This is a genomic window from Bacillus sp. BC08 (genome assembly GCF_054326875.1).
This window is the reverse complement of record NZ_JBTGPA010000031.1, coordinates 137,681-156,569: the sequence shown is the minus strand read 5'-3', so window position 1 is coordinate 156,569 and position 18,889 is coordinate 137,681. Positions and strand designations below refer to the sequence as shown.

General features: G+C 34.0%; 20 protein-coding genes and 2 pseudogenes. 4 read left to right on the top strand and 18 right to left on the bottom strand.

Annotated elements, in window-relative coordinates:
- Window positions 1-185: 185 nt before the first annotated feature.
- Entirely contained in the window at window positions 186-1,565 is a 1,380-nt protein-coding gene (locus ACXVYO_RS11415; protein ID WP_458467073.1) for a catalase, read from the top strand.
- Between the two features lie 122 nt (window positions 1,566-1,687).
- Here the strand turns inward: ACXVYO_RS11415 and ACXVYO_RS11410 are convergent, their stop codons facing one another.
- From ACXVYO_RS11410 to ACXVYO_RS11375, 8 genes and pseudogenes are all read right to left on the bottom strand, one after another.
- Window positions 1,688-2,215 carry a hypothetical protein gene (locus tag ACXVYO_RS11410; RefSeq protein WP_458467072.1) on the bottom strand — a complete coding sequence of 176 codons (528 nt, stop codon included), beginning with the start codon at window positions 2,213-2,215 and terminating at the stop codon, window positions 1,688-1,690.
- Window positions 2,216-2,327: 112 nt separating this feature from the next.
- Window positions 2,328-4,082, bottom strand: coding sequence for an adenine deaminase C-terminal domain-containing protein (locus tag ACXVYO_RS11405; RefSeq protein WP_458467071.1), 1,755 nt, complete (start codon window positions 4,080-4,082; stop codon window positions 2,328-2,330).
- 296 nt (window positions 4,083-4,378) lie between these two features.
- Complete coding sequence (locus ACXVYO_RS11400; RefSeq protein ID WP_458467070.1) at window positions 4,379-5,545, bottom strand: serine hydrolase domain-containing protein; 1,167 nt, start codon at window positions 5,543-5,545, stop codon at window positions 4,379-4,381.
- A gap of 232 nt (window positions 5,546-5,777) precedes the next feature.
- Window positions 5,778-6,284 (bottom strand): DUF3902 family protein, encoded by a 507-nt coding sequence (locus tag ACXVYO_RS11395; RefSeq protein WP_458467069.1) that lies wholly within the window; start codon window positions 6,282-6,284, stop codon window positions 5,778-5,780.
- Window positions 6,285-6,541: 257 nt separating this feature from the next.
- Window positions 6,542-6,994, bottom strand: a pseudogene (locus ACXVYO_RS11390) (signal peptidase II); the annotation flags it as partial.
- 105 nt (window positions 6,995-7,099) lie between these two features.
- Window positions 7,100-7,393 carry a putative quinol monooxygenase gene (locus tag ACXVYO_RS11385; RefSeq protein WP_458467068.1) on the bottom strand — a complete coding sequence of 98 codons (294 nt, stop codon included), beginning with the start codon at window positions 7,391-7,393 and terminating at the stop codon, window positions 7,100-7,102.
- Between the two features lie 38 nt (window positions 7,394-7,431).
- Window positions 7,432-8,070, bottom strand: a complete 639-nt coding sequence (locus tag ACXVYO_RS11380) for a nitroreductase family protein (RefSeq protein ID WP_458467067.1) — start codon at window positions 8,068-8,070, stop codon at window positions 7,432-7,434.
- Window positions 8,071-8,088: 18 nt separating this feature from the next.
- Window positions 8,089-8,517 (bottom strand): MarR family winged helix-turn-helix transcriptional regulator, encoded by a 429-nt coding sequence (locus ACXVYO_RS11375; protein WP_000204169.1) that lies wholly within the window; start codon window positions 8,515-8,517, stop codon window positions 8,089-8,091.
- 264 nt (window positions 8,518-8,781) lie between these two features.
- Here ACXVYO_RS11375 and ACXVYO_RS11370 point away from each other — a divergent pair, with 264 nt between their 5' ends.
- Window positions 8,782-10,725 carry a GTP-binding protein gene (locus tag ACXVYO_RS11370; protein WP_458467066.1) on the top strand — a complete coding sequence of 648 codons (1,944 nt, stop codon included), beginning with the start codon at window positions 8,782-8,784 and terminating at the stop codon, window positions 10,723-10,725.
- Window positions 10,726-10,772: 47 nt separating this feature from the next.
- On the opposite strand, the gene ACXVYO_RS11365 is transcribed toward ACXVYO_RS11370, so the two are convergent.
- Window positions 10,773-11,438 carry an alpha/beta hydrolase gene (locus ACXVYO_RS11365; protein WP_458467065.1) on the bottom strand — a complete coding sequence of 222 codons (666 nt, stop codon included), beginning with the start codon at window positions 11,436-11,438 and terminating at the stop codon, window positions 10,773-10,775.
- Window positions 11,439-11,906 (bottom strand): NUDIX hydrolase, encoded by a 468-nt coding sequence (locus ACXVYO_RS11360; RefSeq protein ID WP_458467064.1) that lies wholly within the window; start codon window positions 11,904-11,906, stop codon window positions 11,439-11,441. It lies immediately after the preceding gene.
- 200 nt (window positions 11,907-12,106) lie between these two features.
- Here ACXVYO_RS11360 and ACXVYO_RS11355 point away from each other — a divergent pair.
- Window positions 12,107-12,175, top strand: a pseudogene (locus tag ACXVYO_RS11355) (WGR domain-containing protein); the annotation flags it as partial.
- A gap of 94 nt (window positions 12,176-12,269) precedes the next feature.
- Here the strand turns inward: ACXVYO_RS11355 and ACXVYO_RS11350 are convergent.
- The 5 genes from ACXVYO_RS11350 to ACXVYO_RS11330 are packed head-to-tail and all read right to left on the bottom strand — an operon-like array spanning window position 12,270 to window position 15,409.
- Window positions 12,270-12,563 (bottom strand): YfzA family protein, encoded by a 294-nt coding sequence (locus tag ACXVYO_RS11350; protein ID WP_071723693.1) that lies wholly within the window; start codon window positions 12,561-12,563, stop codon window positions 12,270-12,272.
- 29 nt (window positions 12,564-12,592) lie between these two features.
- A complete protein-coding gene (locus ACXVYO_RS11345; RefSeq protein ID WP_458467063.1) occupies window positions 12,593-13,210 on the bottom strand; it encodes an ABC-2 transporter permease in 618 nt (205 codons plus the stop codon).
- A complete protein-coding gene (locus tag ACXVYO_RS11340; protein ID WP_063260320.1) occupies window positions 13,198-14,070 on the bottom strand; it encodes an ABC transporter ATP-binding protein in 873 nt (290 codons plus the stop codon). The genes ACXVYO_RS11345 and ACXVYO_RS11340 overlap by 13 nt, the downstream gene beginning before the upstream one ends.
- A complete protein-coding gene (locus tag ACXVYO_RS11335; protein ID WP_458467062.1) occupies window positions 14,058-14,396 on the bottom strand; it encodes a GntR family transcriptional regulator in 339 nt (112 codons plus the stop codon). Before ACXVYO_RS11335 ends, ACXVYO_RS11340 begins: the two co-directional genes overlap by 13 nt.
- Window positions 14,384-15,409, bottom strand: a complete 1,026-nt coding sequence (locus tag ACXVYO_RS11330) for an SDR family oxidoreductase (RefSeq protein WP_000697712.1) — start codon at window positions 15,407-15,409, stop codon at window positions 14,384-14,386. Before ACXVYO_RS11330 ends, ACXVYO_RS11335 begins: the two co-directional genes overlap by 13 nt.
- Window positions 15,410-15,698: 289 nt before the next feature.
- On the opposite strand from ACXVYO_RS11330, the gene ACXVYO_RS11325 reads away from it, so the two are divergent.
- Window positions 15,699-16,337: a CPBP family intramembrane glutamic endopeptidase gene (locus tag ACXVYO_RS11325; RefSeq protein ID WP_206704229.1), complete on the top strand. Its 639-nt coding sequence runs from the start codon at window positions 15,699-15,701 to the stop codon at window positions 16,335-16,337.
- A 162-nt stretch (window positions 16,338-16,499) separates the two neighbouring features.
- On the opposite strand, the gene ACXVYO_RS11320 is transcribed toward ACXVYO_RS11325, so the two are convergent.
- From ACXVYO_RS11320 to ACXVYO_RS11310, 3 genes are read right to left on the bottom strand one after another with little or no spacing between them, the layout of a single operon-like run.
- Window positions 16,500-17,441: a serine hydrolase domain-containing protein gene (locus ACXVYO_RS11320; RefSeq protein WP_458467061.1), complete on the bottom strand. Its 942-nt coding sequence runs from the start codon at window positions 17,439-17,441 to the stop codon at window positions 16,500-16,502.
- 24 nt (window positions 17,442-17,465) lie between these two features.
- The gene (locus ACXVYO_RS11315; protein ID WP_458467060.1) at window positions 17,466-18,356 is read right to left on the bottom strand and encodes an AraC family transcriptional regulator; all 891 of its coding nucleotides are present in this window, start codon (window positions 18,354-18,356) and stop codon (window positions 17,466-17,468) included.
- A gap of 48 nt (window positions 18,357-18,404) precedes the next feature.
- Complete coding sequence (locus ACXVYO_RS11310) at window positions 18,405-18,875, bottom strand: GNAT family N-acetyltransferase (protein WP_144535903.1); 471 nt, start codon at window positions 18,873-18,875, stop codon at window positions 18,405-18,407.
- Between the last annotated feature and the right edge of the window lie 14 nt (window positions 18,876-18,889).

Below are 18,889 nucleotides of genomic sequence, written 5' to 3'. Positions count from 1 at the left end.
TTAATAGTAATTTTCTTCTCGATATTCATTTTTCCATAATTTCTTCTATTTCAACAGGTCCACTACATGTGCGTTTTTTTCATCTAGCGGTCTGTTACTATTTTGAACTTTGCGTGTCATACATAATCAACGCTATAAAATCATATTTAGTAACAATGGACAAAAAAGATTTGGAGGCTGTATCGATGGATGAAAACTATGAAAAACAGGGGAAATCTATACTAGGAAAAGACTTTAATGAAAATGGTGATCGTAATGAACAAGCCACCCCTCACTCTCAAACAGTTGGTTCACGCGGACCTGTTCTAAAGCAAGATATTGTACTTCATGAGACGTTACAAGAATTTATTCACGAAAAAATTTTAGAAAGACCTGTTCATGTAAAAGGATTTGGTGCGTTCGGTTATTTTCAAACGATCTATCCCATGTCTGAACATACGAAACTACATTTTCTACAAAATTCTAATGAGAAAGTTCCTGTTATGGTGCGATTTTCATTAGCTGTTAGTACAAAAGGCACACCTGATACTTCTAGAAATGTACGCGGTTTCTCCACAAAGTTCTATACGAAAGAAGGTATTTTCGATCTTTTATGTAATCACATTCCTGTCTTTTCTGTTCGTGATCCGATGCGCTTCCCAGAAACAATTCAAGCGTTGTTACCTTCACCTATAAATAACTTACTAGACCCGAATAGATTTTGGAGCTTTGTCGCTAGAGCACCTGAATCTATTCATTTCGTTGTCCATTTATACTCTGATGCTGGTACGGCCAAAAGTCTGCGCCACATCCCAGGACATAGTGTAAATACATATATTTGGAAAAATGCAGAAGGTAACCGAAAGTATGTAAAGTATCATTGGTACCCATTTGAAGGTGTACAATTCATTACTAATGAGGAAGCAAATAAACTGGCTGCGGAAAACCCTGATTATAGCGGGAAAGATTTATATGATGCAATTGCAAATGGTAAACCAGTGGAATACGGATTATATGTCCAGCTCATGGATCCGATAGATGAAGAACATCTTTCTTATGACCCTTTAGATGATACAAAAGTATGGGATGAAAAGTCGTATCCTCTTATACCAGTAGGCAAAATGGTATTAAATAAAAATCCTGAAAATTATATGGAGCAAGTAGAAAAAGTCGCCTTCTCCCCTTCTAATTTACTAGACGGTGCAGAACTATCAGATGATAAAATGTTGCAAGGGCGAGCTAACATTTATAGTGATTCTCAAAGAAGAAGAATTGGACCTGAATTCCGCAAATTAACGATTAACCAACAGCAAAATTGGACACCTGCTAATCAAATTACGAGCGGTGACGGAAGATACGTTGAAGGTAAACTTGAAAGAACTTCTATTTCGAAACAGGATGACTTTACGCAGCCTAGTGAATTTTATGCGAAGTTAAAACCGATAGAAAAAGAACATCTTGTTAAAAACTTAGCTAGTGATTTGAAAGTTATCTCAGATGATATTAGAAAGATTATTTTGGGTTATTTTCATAAAGTGTCTGCTGATTTAGCCGCAAAGATTGAGAGTGCGCTGCAAAAGATTTAAGCATATAAGAAACGTCATTTTAATGTTTAAAATGACGTTTTTTATAGAAAAATTACTAATAAAATCTATTGTCTCGTTTATAAATTATTAAAAATAGATTCTCCTGTTAGATTTTCGTTATTTCATTTTTGATTATGGTACTCATTTCTCTTTTTCAAATAATCTTTTTCACATTGTAACGGCTTGAATTTCACTTTTTTCCCTTTCTTCTTTTTCGTTTCTATAACGATCCACTCCCCTTTTTCAACATCTAGGTTTAAGTGTTTCATTACATTGATACTATCTTTCTCTTTATAAAGTAAAAATGCTTCTTGTACCCTCACGAATAAGCTAGGCTGCTCGCTAAATCCACCACTATCATAAATTTTAGTTAGCGAATTATAATAAGAATCATTTTCCCACCCACCATACATCAAATGCGCAGCCTCCAGATCTCTTTTACTTACTTCCCAAAAACTACGTTCATCAATATTTAAATTAAATGTGGATTTAATATCACTTATTATATTCTTCACATGCTTGTCATCTCGAATTTTCCTTTTTTCAAGACAATCAGAAGATAGCTCTGGTGCATCTGTTTGAGAATGTACAACTTGTTGAATAGATACACATACTATAAATACACTTAAAATATACAATATTTTTTTCATACTTACGTTTCACCTCAAGTAATTTAGATACTATATTATTTGAGACTCACAATATTCTTATGCTAACAATGTGAAAGGCCCTATAAATTGGACTTTTATAGAGCCTTTCATATTAACATTGCTTTATCAAATTCACCGGTGAATCCAGTATCTTACTACTTTTCACGTCATATAGCCCTCTAGGTGTTATCCGTATAAAAGGTAAGTGCGTCGCAGAAAAGAACAAAATGGTAAATGCCGGATCGTCATACGCGTAACCACGCTCTTGTAGTAATTTCACCATCTGTTTCTCTTCCTGTATTAATTTATTCATTTTCAAATTAGACATAATCCCGAGCAATGGTAATGCGATTTCGTGTAATACTTCATTTGTTTCAGCTATTACCATTCCCCCGCCAAGCTCTTTTACTCTATGAAAAGCTGTAAGCATATCTTCTTTATTCTTCCCAATAAGAATGATGTCACCGGTTCCAGAATAAGAGCTAGCAAGGCCTCCTAATTTATTTGCAAAACCTTTCACAACTGTATTCACTCGCCACGTACCGTCACGAGCAATCATCATTAGAAAACACTCATCATGATCTAGTGAAAGTTCATCACGGTTTAAATCAATTTCAGTCGTGTATGGTTTTGTTATAACGTTATTTAATAGTTGTATACCCATTTTATGCGAAAAAATCATATCCTCTTTTTCTATGGACCAGTTTATCAATAATGGAATTACTTGGAATTCACTCCAGTCTATAAGTAAGGATTCATTTTTATTTACTCCGTCGCGCTTCGCCCATTTCCCCTTTGCAATTACACTTATTGGAACCGGGTTTTCTTTACTTTCTAAAATATTAATATTAGCAATTCTACCTGTCGCAATTGAACCGTGTAGATGCTCCATATTATAATAACAGGCGATATTATAGCTTGCCATATGATAAGCATCTATAACTGGCACTCCTTGTTTTATCGCGGTAGATATCATTACGTTAGTCATTCCATTTTCATAAAATGAAGGATGTGAGCCGTCTGTAGTAAGAATGAATCTATCAAACTGTTTTACTCCTAGTTCCAACAATTCTTTCAGTAACACTTCTAAATCTGGGCGGATTGAAGAATTTCTTAGGGAAACCGTGTAACCTTGCATAAGACGAGCAAAAGCTTCCTGTCCTGTCATCGCTTCATGATCACAATCTGTACCTAACAGTTTTAACTTCGCTAAAGTCGTTTCAGATGCTCCTGGAAAATGCCCTTCCACTTTTTTATGTAATCGTTTCGTTTCCTGCACCCAATGTAACATTTCATCATCGCCATGTAATAACTTTGGCCACGCTGTTAGCTCACCGCCTTGAAGTACTGCTTCGTGCTTAAGCCACTCTATTATTTCTTCACGATTAAATAAAGATTCCCTGTTTTGCAATTCAGTCTGTCCATCAAAACGACACCACCAATACATACTTGCTGGAATCTTTTCAAATTCATCTAATAAACGAAATGCCTCTTCACGTTGTAATGTGAAAAATAAAGTTAAATTATCATTAATAAATGTCGTTGTCCCAAATTGCATCGCATAATTTGCTAACGTTTCAGGATTATATAATTGATACGGATGTGCATGCGGTTCTATGTAACTTGGAACTACATACTTTCCATCACAATCAATGACTTCACATTCTTGTAGTTGCGCTGGTAGTTTTTCTCCTACATAAATAATGCGATCATCATAGATCCAAATATTTGCTTGCACCCACTCGCGCATATAGGAATTTAAATACGTTGCATTCTTACATAAAATGTGCGGACTTCTTTTACCATCTATTACTTCAACATGTTCTCTTAGTTGCTTGTTACTCCATCTAAACTGATTTTCTCCCAATGAATTTCACTCCAAATCAATTTACTATTATTTATTAAAATAAAAACAATTAACAAACTAAAGTATTCTTCATTCATAACTCCCCTGTATAACCCCTATACCCTTCATTATATGAAACGATTATAAAAATAACAATTTTCAGAATCATAAAAATACCTCTTTGTTCCTCAGTAAAAAGGATGTCGATTACAGGACATCCTTTTTATACTAAACTATAAGATTGAATTATACTTGATGTCATAGTATGAATGCTAATATTGTCCTTTATAGCAGGGTCCCATTCACGTTCTTTTCATCTATTTCTTAAATTCAACTTGCATCATTTTATCAAACTGTGTAAGAATATCAACCAGACCTAAAGAGTTAACATTGACAGCAAATGTATGCTTGCCTCCCATTACTCCGCCTGCAAAAGTCATAAACCCAGGAATTGATCCTCCGTGACCCCATACTGAGACACCATTTGGAAGTTTCGTCTCATAGATTCCAAGACCATATCCATCACCAACCCCTTTTCCTTCTACAGGAACTGTAGTAAGCATTTCTTTTAGCTCGCGTTCTTTCAATAACTTACTACCGAGTAAAGATGAAAAGAACTTATTTAAATCGTCTGCATCTGAAATCATATCTCCCGCTGCATTAGCTAAACTCGGATTATAATACGTCATGTCTTTCAATTCACTTGTTTCGTCAATTTTCATATACCCTCGAGCATGATTCTTTCCTGGGATGACTGGTGAATTACCTGGTAAAAACGTATTTGCCAAATCCAAAGGTTCAATAATTCGTTTTTCAATTTCTTCCGCATAACTATTACCAGTTATTTTTTCAATAAGCATTCCTAGTATTACGTATCCTGTGTTTGAATACGACCAACCTTTACCTGGCGAAAAATCTGGGGGTAGAGCAAGTCCTATTTTCACTATTTCTTCTGCTGTATACGTTTTTTTCGAATTCATAATATCAGCGTCTTTTGACTTTAAATAATCAGCTATACCACTCGTATGATTCAAAAGTTGACGTATCGTAATTTGATTGCCATCATAACCATTTCCTTGAATGAGGCCGGGCAGCCACTTTTCAATCGAATCGTCAAGCTGCACACGATTTTCTCCTACTAATTGAAGAACAGTCGTAGCAGTAAAAGTTTTCGTCACACTACCAATCCGAAAGCGATAGTCCGATTTCATCGATTTCTTTGTACTTAAATCCGCGACGCCAGCATTATAACTACTAATTTTTCCGTTATTATACGTCTTAGCTAGTACCCCGGGTGCTCCAATTTGGATAGTTTCCTGCATGACTCGTTTCCACCCATTCCGATTCTTTTGATCATGTGCTTGTGACGAATTAGAAATATTTTGAGTAGATTCTGCTTCCACAGTAAAACCTGGTGTGAATAAAGTAGTACCCGCTAATAAAACTGCCAAACTTGCTAACTTAATGGAATAACATTTTTTCATAAGGCTTTCTCTCCTCTATGCATATCGTATTGATTCAAGCTATACTTTCATCCTAAATGATAAAACTCTCTTTTTTCTTATCCATTCCTTACGAAATACTTACTTTCAAAATTAGACGACCAGATGGGAAAAAGAAATGTATGAGAATAAAAAAAGAACGTGTTCTCTATTTATGAAAACTCGTTCTTTTACATATTTAAAACCCTATATCAACTTTTTAGTTCATTCACTTTTACCATCCTGCACTAGCGTTCATGCCATTTCCGATAATAGTAAGAAGTAATGGCCATAGTACTGGTGCTAACGTAAGAAATAGATTAAGCAGTATAAGTATTCTATATGTCCCAGGAATATTATAATTTTTACGATTAACAAATAATAGAAAAACTAATAATATTATGGTCGTTACAAACAAAAGTAACACCAACAACCAATACCAAACCATTAAACTGAGACTCCATGGCTGTAAAAGCTCGTGTACAATACCAAAGGTGATCCCCAATACTGCAAAACTAAAGGTAGTAACCGCTGCGTTGATAAACAATTTGCTCGATTTTTTATCGTATGTATACTTACAATATAAATCTATTAACATGTATAAAGATAAAAATGCCATTAATACACCTACCCAAGACAATAACCAGTCTCCGCCTCCTTTAACTAACATAAATAGAAACCAACACATCCCTGCTGCAGAAAAAATAAAGGAAAGGAGTATGTTTTTCAATACCGGTTTCATTCTCTTTTCACACCCTTACAAAAATTTAAACATAAATAATATTTTTTTATTTACATACTACTCTTAATTATTTCATCTCTTTTTCATTCTATATTGATGAAGTGAAGATAGCCTCACAAAAATGTAATGAGCAACACTCTACTAAGGTAAACTTTTTCCATTAGCAGCAATATAAAAAAGTAAGTATACATTACCATATAATTAAATATAAGTAAATAAAATTAATTGTAAATTAATTTTATTTACTTATATTAACGTCACCCTTTCCCGTCCCGCTCTATCCATCGTACAGTCTTCTCTACATCTAACTCCGTATACGTCTTTTCTCCATAACGGACAGGCTCATATATCGGAATAATATCCCTCGTTCTACAAATTCTGCTTAACCATTGTTGCATCGTTTCATAGTATCTTCGCTGTTCGTGAAATGGTAAAGTTCTTTCCCATTCAACTAACGTTTTCCTTATCGTGTCTTTAGGTAACGGCTGTTCAAACTGATGCTTCACTTTCTTGTTCTTTTCAGTTCTATCCATATTTTCCTTTATTATCGATTGCTTATCCTGTTCTATTTCTAATTTCGTTACCTTTTTCCTCATTAATTTATAAAAAACATATAGAATAACCACTGCAATAATTACATAAAAAACGACACTAATCCATTCATTTGAAAGAATAGAAAATATGTCTCCCCATGAATTTTTTCGTACAAAAGTGGAATTTTTCTATGTTCCAACATAGCTATGTCGAGAATAGATTCCACTTATACAAAAAAGATGACCCCAGCACTATAGGCTACAGTCATCTTTTTCACTATATTATTTTACTAACTCTCCATTATAAACTTTTATATCAAGTGGAGCAGTTAAAAACTGTTTTGCTTTGCTAACGAAAGATGTGAAGTGTTCACTCGTATTATGACTCGCAACTGCCTCTGCATCTTTCCATACTTCTACCATCGTATATACATTTTCTTTTTCTGTATCTTTATAAAGGTCATAAGATACATTTCCACTTTCTTCTCTTGAACTATGAATGAGCGGACGAATATCTTCTAAAAATGATTGTTGTTTTGCTGGATCTACTTGAAATATTGCGTGAATAATAATCATGGTGTTTCCCCTCTCATATTCCACTTTTTTCTTTGAAATTACTTCCATTCAGCAACTTTTTCAACTGGAAGGCGTACTGATTGGTAACCACTATCAGCAGCTTTTCCGATTGAAATTAACATAACTGGTACGTGACGTTCTTTATCTAATCCGAATGCTTCTGCGATTTGGTCTTTTTCAAATCCACCAATTGGACAAGTATCATAACCGTGAGCACGAGCCGCTAACATAACTTGCATTGCTACAAGGCCACCGTCAATTAGTACTGTATCTTTCATAACTTCTGGTGTAACCATTGAGAAGTAAGCTGAAAGTTTTTTCATTTGATCTTCTTTTACTTCTGCTGGCATTAAACCGCGCTCTACAGCTGTACCGTAAATTTCTTCCGCGTTATCAAAGTTGTTTAAATCGCCAAATAAAGCAATCATTGCTGAAGATGTTTCTACTTGAGATTGATTGAATTTCGCTAGTGGCGCAAGTGTCGCTTTCGCTTCGTCACTTTCAATTACTAAAAATCTCCATGGTTGCATGTTTACAGATGATGGTGCAAGTGTTGCTTCTGTAAGAATTTCTGTCATTTCTTCTTTGCTAATTTTCACTGAAGGATCGTACTTACGAATTGAACGGCGTCCTGTTAAAATTTCGTTAAAATCATTTGTTTTTACTGAGTTAGTCATAGTTGTATTCTCCCTTTTTTATAGTTCTTTTATATTTTCTTGAATGTGATTTAACATAGTTAAAAGATTATCGCGCTGTTCTTCACTTAACCCTTTAAATGCTGAAGCTGCAAAACGTTCTTTTTCCTCTTGAAACGCCTGAATTTTATTTCGTCCCTCCTCAGTTAGAGAAACCAATGTAATTCTATTATCATCTGGATTTTTACGTCTTGTAATCATTTCATTTGCCTCAAGCTGCTTTAAATGCCTCGTTATCGCAGCATTATCAATATTCACTTCTTGTTGAAGTGCTTTTTGACTAATTTCACCTACTTCATATAACTGAAGTATAAGCTCTAATCGGGACTGGCTCATACCCGTACAACCTTCAAACTTCGAACTTACTTCTTTATTTAGAAAGTGTAATTTATATAAAATAATCGCTTCTTTTGAGCATGAACTTGTCAAACTATCCCTCCTTTATACACAAAATAAAAACGTTTGATGTATCAATAGTTGATATGTCAATTAATATAATCTATATCTATTTAGAATGCAAGCATTTTGTTTTCATTTATATTTTTCCAAATTAAGGCGCTTTGTCGCGTTACAAATAATGTTAATTGCACTATAATAATACTAATTTAAAGAACTGGAGAGTGATTGTAATGCGGCAATACACAAATAGAAATGAGGAATTAAAAATGGAAAATGAAATGAGGATATTCACATATGACAACAATAAATATAGGGATTGTCGCGCACGTAGACGCTGGCAAGACGAGTTTGACTGAGCGTATTCTTTATGAAACGAATGTGATTAAAGAAATTGGCCGAGTAGATAGTGGTAATACGCAAACTGACTCATTGGAATTAGAAAGGCAGCGCGGAATTACGATTAAAGCATCTGTCGTTTCTTTCTGTATCAATGACTTAAAAGTAAATGTCATTGATACACCTGGACACGCTGATTTTATCGCTGAAGTGGAGCGATCATTCTGCGTTTTAGACGGTGCAATTTTAGTTATTTCTGCTGTTGAAGGTGTCCAAGCACAAACAAAAATTTTAATGTGGACATTACAGAAACTAAACATACCAACAATATTATTCGTAAATAAAATTGATCGTAGCGGTGCAAATACTGAAAAAGTTATGAAACAAATAAAAGAAATTCTTTCAAATGAAGCATTCCCTTTCTACTCTGTAGAAAACGAAGGAACAAAGGAAGCACGAATTATTGAATACAACTCATATGACGATTGTATGGAACTGTTAGCACCATATAATGAATCGTTACTTGAGTCATATGTAAATAATGAAATCATACCGGACACACGATTAAGAAAGGAACTCATTAAACAAATAGCGCAAGCAAATGTGTTCCCTATCTTTTTCGGTTCAGCTATGACAGGTATGGGAGTAACTGAACTGCTCGAAAATATTTCAGACTTAATTCCAGCTAAAAATTCGGCAGAAAATGAAATATTATCCGGTGTTGTTTTTAAAATTGAACGTGAACCTTCTGGGGAAAAGATTGCATATGTAAGAGTTTTTTCTGGCCGTTTACACGTTAGAAAATATGTTGATATACAGCGCGATGAAGCTCTGACGCATAAAGAAAAGATTAAGAAAATATGCATGTTTCATAACGGAAATGCTGTTCAAACTTCTACCGTTTCTAGCGGAGAATTTTGTAAAGTTTGGGGACTGAGTGATATTAAAATTGGTGATATTATCGGTGAACGAACGGATTATATAAAAGACATTCACTTTGCCGAACCACAAATGGAAGCTGCTATTGAAGCATTACCAAAAGAACAAATTCATGATCTATACGCTGCACTTATGGAACTATGTGAAGAAGATCCGCTCATTAAAGTGTGGAAAGATGATATTCATAATGAACTATATATTCGCCTTTTCGGTGAAGTACAAAAAGAAGTAATTGAAACAACACTTTTGGAGAAATATAATTTGCAGGTTACTTTCTCAAATACGCGAGTTGTATGTATTGAGAAGCCAATTGGCGTAGGGAATAGCGTTGAAGTAATGGGCGAAAAAGCGAATCCATTTTACGCAACAATTGGTTTTAAAATCGAACGTGGTGAACTTAATTCTGGCATAACATATAGGCTAGGTGTTGAGCTTGGATCACTTCCATTAGCATTTCATAAAGCGATTGAGGATACTGTATTTCAAACATTAAAACAAGGATTATATGGATGGGAAGTTACGGACATTATCGTCACGTTAACACATACCAGTTATGCTAGTCCTGTTACAACAGCAAGTGACTTTAGAAACTTAACACCACTCGTTTTAATGGATGCTTTAAAGCAAGCTGAAACATGTGTATATGAACCAGTAAACGAATTCGAATTAACTGTCCCAGAGCAAGCAATTAGTACCGCGATGTATAAGCTCGCTGCCATTCCAGCAACTTTTAGCGAGCCTAAATTAAATCATGATTCTTACCAGTTAACAGGCTCATTACCTGTTGCGAAAACAGAGAATTTTAAGCGAATGCTTCATTCATTTACAGAAGGAGAAGGTATTTTTACAACGAAGCCATCTGGTTACAATAAACTGAAGGCTCCCTTTCCTACTCGAAAACGTGTTGATTATAATCCGCTGAATCGTAAGGATTATTTGCTTCATGTGTTGAGGGCTTATTAAATAATAAAGAGGTGCAAATTGCACCTCTTTTTGCATGTATTGATTGGTTAGTTTGTCCTAACAACTTCTTTAAGTTTTCCTATTATTTTTGCTATCGCTTCAATTGAATTCTCTGTTTCCAATCTCCCAACATTTACAGAATGATTTGCGTTTTTGACAACTTCAATCTGTAAATTCGTTTTATATAACTGATCGATTTGATCTGCATTATATTGGTGATCTTTATCTCCAATTACTAATATCCCTTCATGATGACAATGTAGGATAGACTCAAAAATAGAATCAAACGTTAGTAAAGGTGTAAGTAGTATCATTTTTGACTGTAAAAACTCTTCTCTCTTCATTAAATCATTTGCAATCGGAATTGTTCCGAGTGACTTCCCTAAAAACATAGTATCGTTATATTGCTTACCCTTTAATACTTCCTTCATTATAGGATTAATATCAACCATCATTACTTTCGTTATTTCTTCCATTGATTTATTCATTACTTGTTCGTCATAAGAATAATGAATATGTACTACATCTATTTTATGTTCAAGCATTAACATCGTCGCATAATAAAATAACGGTTTATCGTAATTATATCCTGAACCTGAGAACATAAAGCAAACTGTACTGGAACCTTTTTCGATATGTGTATATAGAATTACTTTGCCGTCTACATGAATCTCTTTTTTTGTCCCCTTCACCGTTTTCCCCTCCGCATGCATTTACTTTTGTAAAACAATATGTTCTGTATGAACGAATACATCCTTTACTTTCTCTTTTATAAACGCTGGCTGCAAGTTATATGTATCTAACTCTTCTACAGGTACCCACTTAAAGAAATATGTTCTACCTTCTTCTTCCAAAATATATTCCTCTGCCCCATTTGCAGGTAACTCATGAAGCTCTACTTCATAATAAAAACTAATTTCATGAAATTTCCGCTCAGAAAGTGTAAAGAAATTTTCTACTGACCATATAAATCTCTTTACCTCAATAGGTACAGCTAACTCTTCAGCAAGCTCCCGTTTTAACGCATCTTTACTATTTTCTAGCATTTTCACTCTTCCGCCTGGTACGTACCAAAAATCTTCGCCGTCACCTTGCAGAATAAGTATTTTATTATCATGTTTACAAATTGCTCCAACGCGATAATTAAAACATGTTTCTTCAACTTTAAATGTTAGATCCATACCGATTGCCCCCTATACTTTATTTAAAAATCACTATAAAACTATTATGTATGTTCTGTACAAATAAGATTACTAAATTTTTCTATTCCATTCAATAAGTTTTTAACTTTCTGATAATTACACTTATCCTTTATCATTACAGGTATATATACATATAATACAATCGCAGGGCACACTAGAAAAACATTATGGGGGTACGAATGGAAACGTTATTAATCCAGCAAACTGAGAAATCAAATAAGTTTTGGAAAATCGTTGTGAAAGATAGAGTAAAACTTCAATAAATGGAGTTTTTATCTTTCCCCTGTTGTTTTTAAATATTGTTAAGACATTATTAAAAAAGACGCAAGGTCAACTTATGTGCTAATTAATTCTTTTTCTAGAAAAGGCGTCTTTTATTGCACTTGTTAATACATTTAGGAATAATAAAATAGCCATAACTACCGTTAATACGTTAAATTGCTTTGTTTTATAAGGAGCGAACCATTCCGTAAAGAACTCTGAATTAACGAGACGCTCCCCAACTCCCCCTTCCTTGAAGTTCGGTATCCACGAATTCATATCAAGGATGAGAAAAATTAGTTGCATAACGAAAAATGCTCCAAGAGTTTTCAGCCAATTTCGTATTCGAATAGGACGCCCTTTTTTTGATGTCATTTAAATGATCCTCCTTTTAGAACTTGCTATTAAAGAGCCTTGTTCTGATAGATACGAATAGATAATATCCATGAAACCCCATAGCACCCCATTGCTATGACAGCAAATATAAGATATAATTTCAAATCTGAAATCTCTTTTAAAAAGGTCAATACGCCATTAGCATATTTATTTAATAAATATGGAGTATTTCGCATTAAATATATAACTCCAATAGATAAAAATATAAAAACTGGTACAAGTGTTTTCACTTTAAATGCAACAAAAAATGGGATGTAAAATGCAGTAATCAGCATGACTGCCAAGAAGCCTAGGATGTAACTTTCTAAGGAAAGTTGAAATTCCATGCTGTCTAAAATGAAATATTTTCCAACCAAACAAAATGGGATGATTACTATTGTAAAAAATAAGGTTCCAACGTATTTTGAACTTATAATTTCTTTCCTAGTATATGGTAATGAGTTTACTAAAATATTAGCATTATCTTTATCATCAGATTGATATGTGTTAATTACAAAAACGGCACTACAAATGATTATGACATATGCTACATCCATGCCGGCCCACAAATAGGTAACTAGAAATAAGAGATAAGCAGGTAAAAAAGTTTTTTGTAAAATCAAATCCTTTTTAATTAAATTAAGCATCTTGACTCCCCCTTTTTCATGAAATACATAATATCCTCTAAACTTGGTTTTTCAATCACCACTTCTTTATTAAATAAAGTTTCGATAGAATTTACATTTTCAATCAATCCCTCGAAACCTGTATTTGCCTTACATACAGATATAAATTCACGTTCAGTATCAAAATCTAACATATCTAGTGGTCCTTTGACCAAAATATAATCTTCTGCAATGGCATAAATATCTTTTGTAAAAATATGCTTCCCATTTTGAATAAATGTAATATAATCGGCAATGCGGTCTAAATCCGTTGTAATATGAGATGAGAAAAAGATTGTTTTCTCACCATCCTGCATAATATTTTGTAAAACATCCAATAATTCTCTTCTAAATACCGGATCGAGTCCGGAAGTAGGCTCATCCATAATAATTAGTTCAGCATGATGTGAAAGGGCAATTGCAAGAGAGGCCTTCATTTTCATTCCTTTGGAGAATGTTTTCATTTTTTTATTTAATGGTAATTCGAACAGATCTTTATAATATGTAAATTGGTTAAAATCCCATTTTTTATAAGCAGGCGCAATAATTTTAGTAATTTCCTTTAATGTGAGTTCATCATAAAACACATTATCATCATAAACGAAACCAATTCTTTCTTTAATTCGCTTCGCATCAGTCGAATAGTTCATGCCAAATAAGAAGACATTTCCACTATCCGGGTTCATTAGATTCATAATCATTTTAATCGTTGTAGATTTACCTGATCCATTTCCCCCAATAAAACCCGTAACAAATCCTTTTTTTACTTCCATCGAAAAATTTTTAATTTGAAATCCTTTAAAAGATTTACTGACATTTTGAAGTTCTATTACATTTTCCAAGAGTTCTCCTCCTCGTATAAAATTGTAAGCATTTCTTTTAGATCATTTAAAGAAACATCCATTTGTTTAGCATTTTGAATCGCTTCACACAACTTTTCTTCAACTGTCTTTAATTTTTTTTCTTTCATAGTTTCAATGTTTTGTTCTGCTACAAAGGACCCCCTTCCGACAATTGAATAAATAAAACCGTCTTTTTCCAGTTCTTCATATGCTCTTTTCGTTGTAATAATACTTACTCTTAAATCTTTTGCTAACTGACGCATTGAAGGAAGAGCATCTCCTTGCTTTAAATCACCTAGTAAAATAAGTTTTTTTATTGATACCATTTTTCTAACAATTCCTTCTCCCTTTCGCCTGAAATCCCTGCTTTTAATTCCCATTCCTCCATACTCTTCATCCACTCATACACATCCGTCACAGTATCTTCTAATCTGCTAAAAGTAAGTCCCGCTTTAACAGCATTCTCGACACTAATAGAAAACCCACCTTTCCATGGCTTCGTTTCGCCTTCTAATGAAAAAGTTTCCGGAAGCCATAAAGGCATCTCCGTCCAAGGCTGCACTTTATGTTCCTTCATAAATGATTCATCTACCCAAACGAATGCAGCATCACTATTCGTAACCTTTTTACACGTATTTAATAGCTCTTCTATCGTCAATTCATCTTTCGGACCTGTTATATTGAATGTACCTGCTTTATTGTTTTCTGCCATGTTTAGTCCCCAGTTTGCGACGTCTTTTATATCAACTATCTGCACTGGACGGCCTTTTCTTCCTGGAACTAACACTTTTCCTCCCTTTGCTACACGTCCAATCCAGTATGGAAGCCGATCTGTATAATCAAACATCCCTGAAAGAAGTCCTGCTCTTACGTGTAAAACACGCCCTGGCCAATACTTCTCTGCTTCTTTTTCACACAATACTTTCAGCGCACCGTAATACTCATAAGGAGAAACTTCACCATTCTCCACAGCCTTTATTTGATCACCCGTAGGTTCGGATTGTAATATATAATCTTCTTTTATATGAGGCGGAATCCAATCTTTATAAACGGACAGACTTGAAATGAATATATAATGCTTTATATTATCGTGTAAGGCTTCTCCAACATTTCTAATGTGATGTGGAGAAAATCCACACGTATCTACGACAACGTCCCATTTTCGATTTTCTAAACTTGAAACATTATTATTTCTGTCACCAATTAACTGCTCTACTTCAGGAAAAATTTCTTTATTCGTTCCGCGATTAAATAATGTAACTTCATGCCCTCTTTTTAATGCCTCTTCTACAAAAGCTCTTCCTAAAAATCGTGTACCACCTAAAATTAGAATCTTCATAGTTCTCCCCCATTCGTGATTGAAAATCCTTACTTGTGTTAAACGATTTTTTGCTGTGAAAAGTTACGGGGTTAGTCTAACTTTTTCTACAAGTTCAACATATGTAATTTCCATTTCATATATAATTAAAATATCGGATATTTGATTAATCACTTATACATGTAAGTAGGTGAACAATATGAATAGAAACATAGTTTATCATTCAACATTATGTATGTATTGCCTCACATCGCTTGTATATATCATCTTACTGAACATAGAAAATGGTCGTAATTATTTAGGGTTTACGATGGTCATTCCGCTTTTAGCTGCTATTTTATATCAGAAATTATATACGAAACAAAAAATAGTTCATACATTTGGAATTTCACGTCCAAAAATAAAAACATTAATTTTCTCCATTTTATCCCCAATACTTCTAGGACTATGTCTCCATTTTTATTTTTATATTTATAATATAAATTTCTTATTTCATCATTGGAATGAATTGGGAGTTCTCTTGCTCATTGGTCTTACAATTGCTGCTTTTTCTGCATTTTTAGAAGAAATCATATGGCGTGGAAATTTTCATTACCATTTACGAAAAAATTTTTCATTAAAACAAACAGCAATCATTACTGCATCACTTTGGTCTTTATGGCATTTACCAGTATCAATCTTTTATAAAAATTATGAGTTTCAGCTTATAGGAATATTAAGCTATCTCTCATTATTATTTATATTATCTATAATTTTGACATATACGAGAGAGTATAGCCGCTCTGTGATAACACCTGCAATTTTACATGGTATGTTTAATGTATTTTATTTAACAGATGGAGTAGAAACAAAATGGGATATTAGCCTAATGGAATTAATTAAATTTATCTTGCTCGTAATTGTGTTTGGCATTATGTATCTAATACATCGAAAAGTTAAAAGTACCTAAACAAATTATAAAGTACTTCAACACCTATTCAATAATCGTATAGGTGTTGAAGTTTTCTAATCTTAGGTGCTCAACTTAGTTAATACATCACTTTTTTCTATCATGAAGAAAAAAACAAGTTTAACTAAACCTTTTATTCTTGTTTTTATAAAAATAACCATATTAATCTTTTAAATAAGGAAGTATGCACTCTTTAATTAACTTCCATCTATCCTCTGCATTCGGTATGACTTCAGAAGCAATCGCCACCACCAGTTCCTTCTCTGGTACGCAGCCAATTACATTCCCACCATCGCCCATTGCACAGTATGAAAAGATTCCATCCTCTTCTCGTAACCACCATAAGTAACCATATTGATTTTGGTTCATTTCTGTCGATTCTTTTATCCATGATTTTGATAGTATTTGCTTTCCATTATGAATACCTTCATTCAAATATAACTGTCCAAACTTAGCCATATCTCTAGCTGTTAACGTAAGTCCCCAGCCGCCTGTTGAAATACCATTTGGATCGTGAACCCATCCTTTCACACTTTTTCCGAATAGGTCATCGAATCCAAATGCCTTCATATTATAGTTTGGAATTTCTCTCATACCGAGTGGTTGAAATAAGTATTCATTCGCAAATTCACGTGCATTTTTTTCTGCTACGCTCATTATGATTGCTGATAATAAATGAGCTCCTGCAGATGAATATTTAAAAATCCCAACTTCTCCGCCTGCTCCTATCCTATTTAACGTATACTGTACCCAATCTCGTTGCGTACATAGCTCTTCTAACGGTTCCTGCCAGTCTACGAAAGGATGTGGAGCTGTCATTGTCAACAGATGTCGTACTGTTATTTCAGGTGAATGAACGTTATATTCCGGGAAAAATTCTATTACTTTTTGATCAACACTTTTTATATACCCTTTATCTATACATAGTCCAATCAACGCAGAAATTATCGTTTTTGTGACTGACGCTATATGAAATGCATCATCTGGACCGTGATCATTATAATAATTTTCAAAAACAACATTACCTCTCTGCACTACTAACATACCATTAATATTTTTGTATTCTTCTTTTATAATCAGATCTAACTTTTCAGCAGTTTTCATTAATCATTCCCCTTTAACCCATGATTAAAAAGGCTCGATAGGTACATATATATCAACTATATGTTTATTTTCCGGGTGCTGCCTTGGGTCATTTTTATACATTTCGAAAGGATACGAATCTCTCGGCTTATATCCGCTATTGAGAAGCCACTCACCGTATAAGAAATCCCATGCTCCTTTATATTCATCTTGGAATATTTCAAAATGACCTACCGCATATCTTCCAGAAGGTATTATCATTATTCCAATGTCGCTCGTTTCTACTGCGGACTCATTCGGAATTGTTATACATAAACTAGTTCTTAAATGATTGTCCTCAGTAAATTCATGATGATCGTGGTAAATGGTTAATACTTTCGTATCCTCAAATACATGATAGTTTTCCTCCACTGCGTAATGAAATAATTTCTCTATCATTTTTGGAAAAGCTATTGTTAACTCTTCATATGTACCGATATGCCTTATGTATGCGACGTGTATATCGTCCGCTGATACAATTTCAACATTTCCTCGAACCTTCTTACACTCATTGTATTGAGAAGTTCCGCTTACGTCTTTGCAATTCTTGCTATTGTCGTTTCGATATTGAGATGGACTTATTCCGTAATAATTTTTAAATGTTCGGGAGAAAACTGCTGAATCTGTGAATCCGAAGTGATACGCAATATGTGTAATCGTCATATCTGTGCGATATGTAAGTAAATGTGTTGCCCTTTCTAATTTCAATCGGTTTACATACCGTGATAATGGCTCGTCTACTATCCCCTTAAAAATCCGATGAAAATGAAACTTTGAAAATCCTGCTACATCTGCTAACTCTTCAATTGAAAGTGGATTATCTATGTTTGATTCTATATAATCTTGCACTTTATAAATGCGTCGTAAGTACTCATTTCTACTTTGTTTACTCTCCATACTTTTATCTCCTCACAACAAAAAGGCTAACGTTAAGCTAGCCTACTTTTACACATTTTTCAAAAACAAAACTCTACTACCGCCGTTCCCATCATAATTTGTATGTACCGATACACCCTCTATCTCATCATCCCCGGCATCAATTCGAAAACCGATTTCTTGATGAAACTGTATCGACTTTTTATTAGTTGGTGACGTAATTGCTTTTACAACTTTACGGTTATTTGCACGAGCAACATCAAAGAAATAAGAATACAATGTCGATGCGATTCCTCTTCTTCTATACTTCGGATTTACACCGATAAAATGAACGTATGCTTCATCTTTATATGTTTGTGAAAAAAATCCACATAAGAAACCTAACGTTTCCCCATCTTCTTCAATGATAAAACTCGTTTCTTGAAAATGAACGAAGAACAGTTTTGGCAACATATCAGCCATATCTCTTCCGCCCCACCAATCATTTAAAACAGAATGAATCTTTACATAATCTTCCCCTTGGATGTTTCTTACTCGCATATATTTCTCCCTCT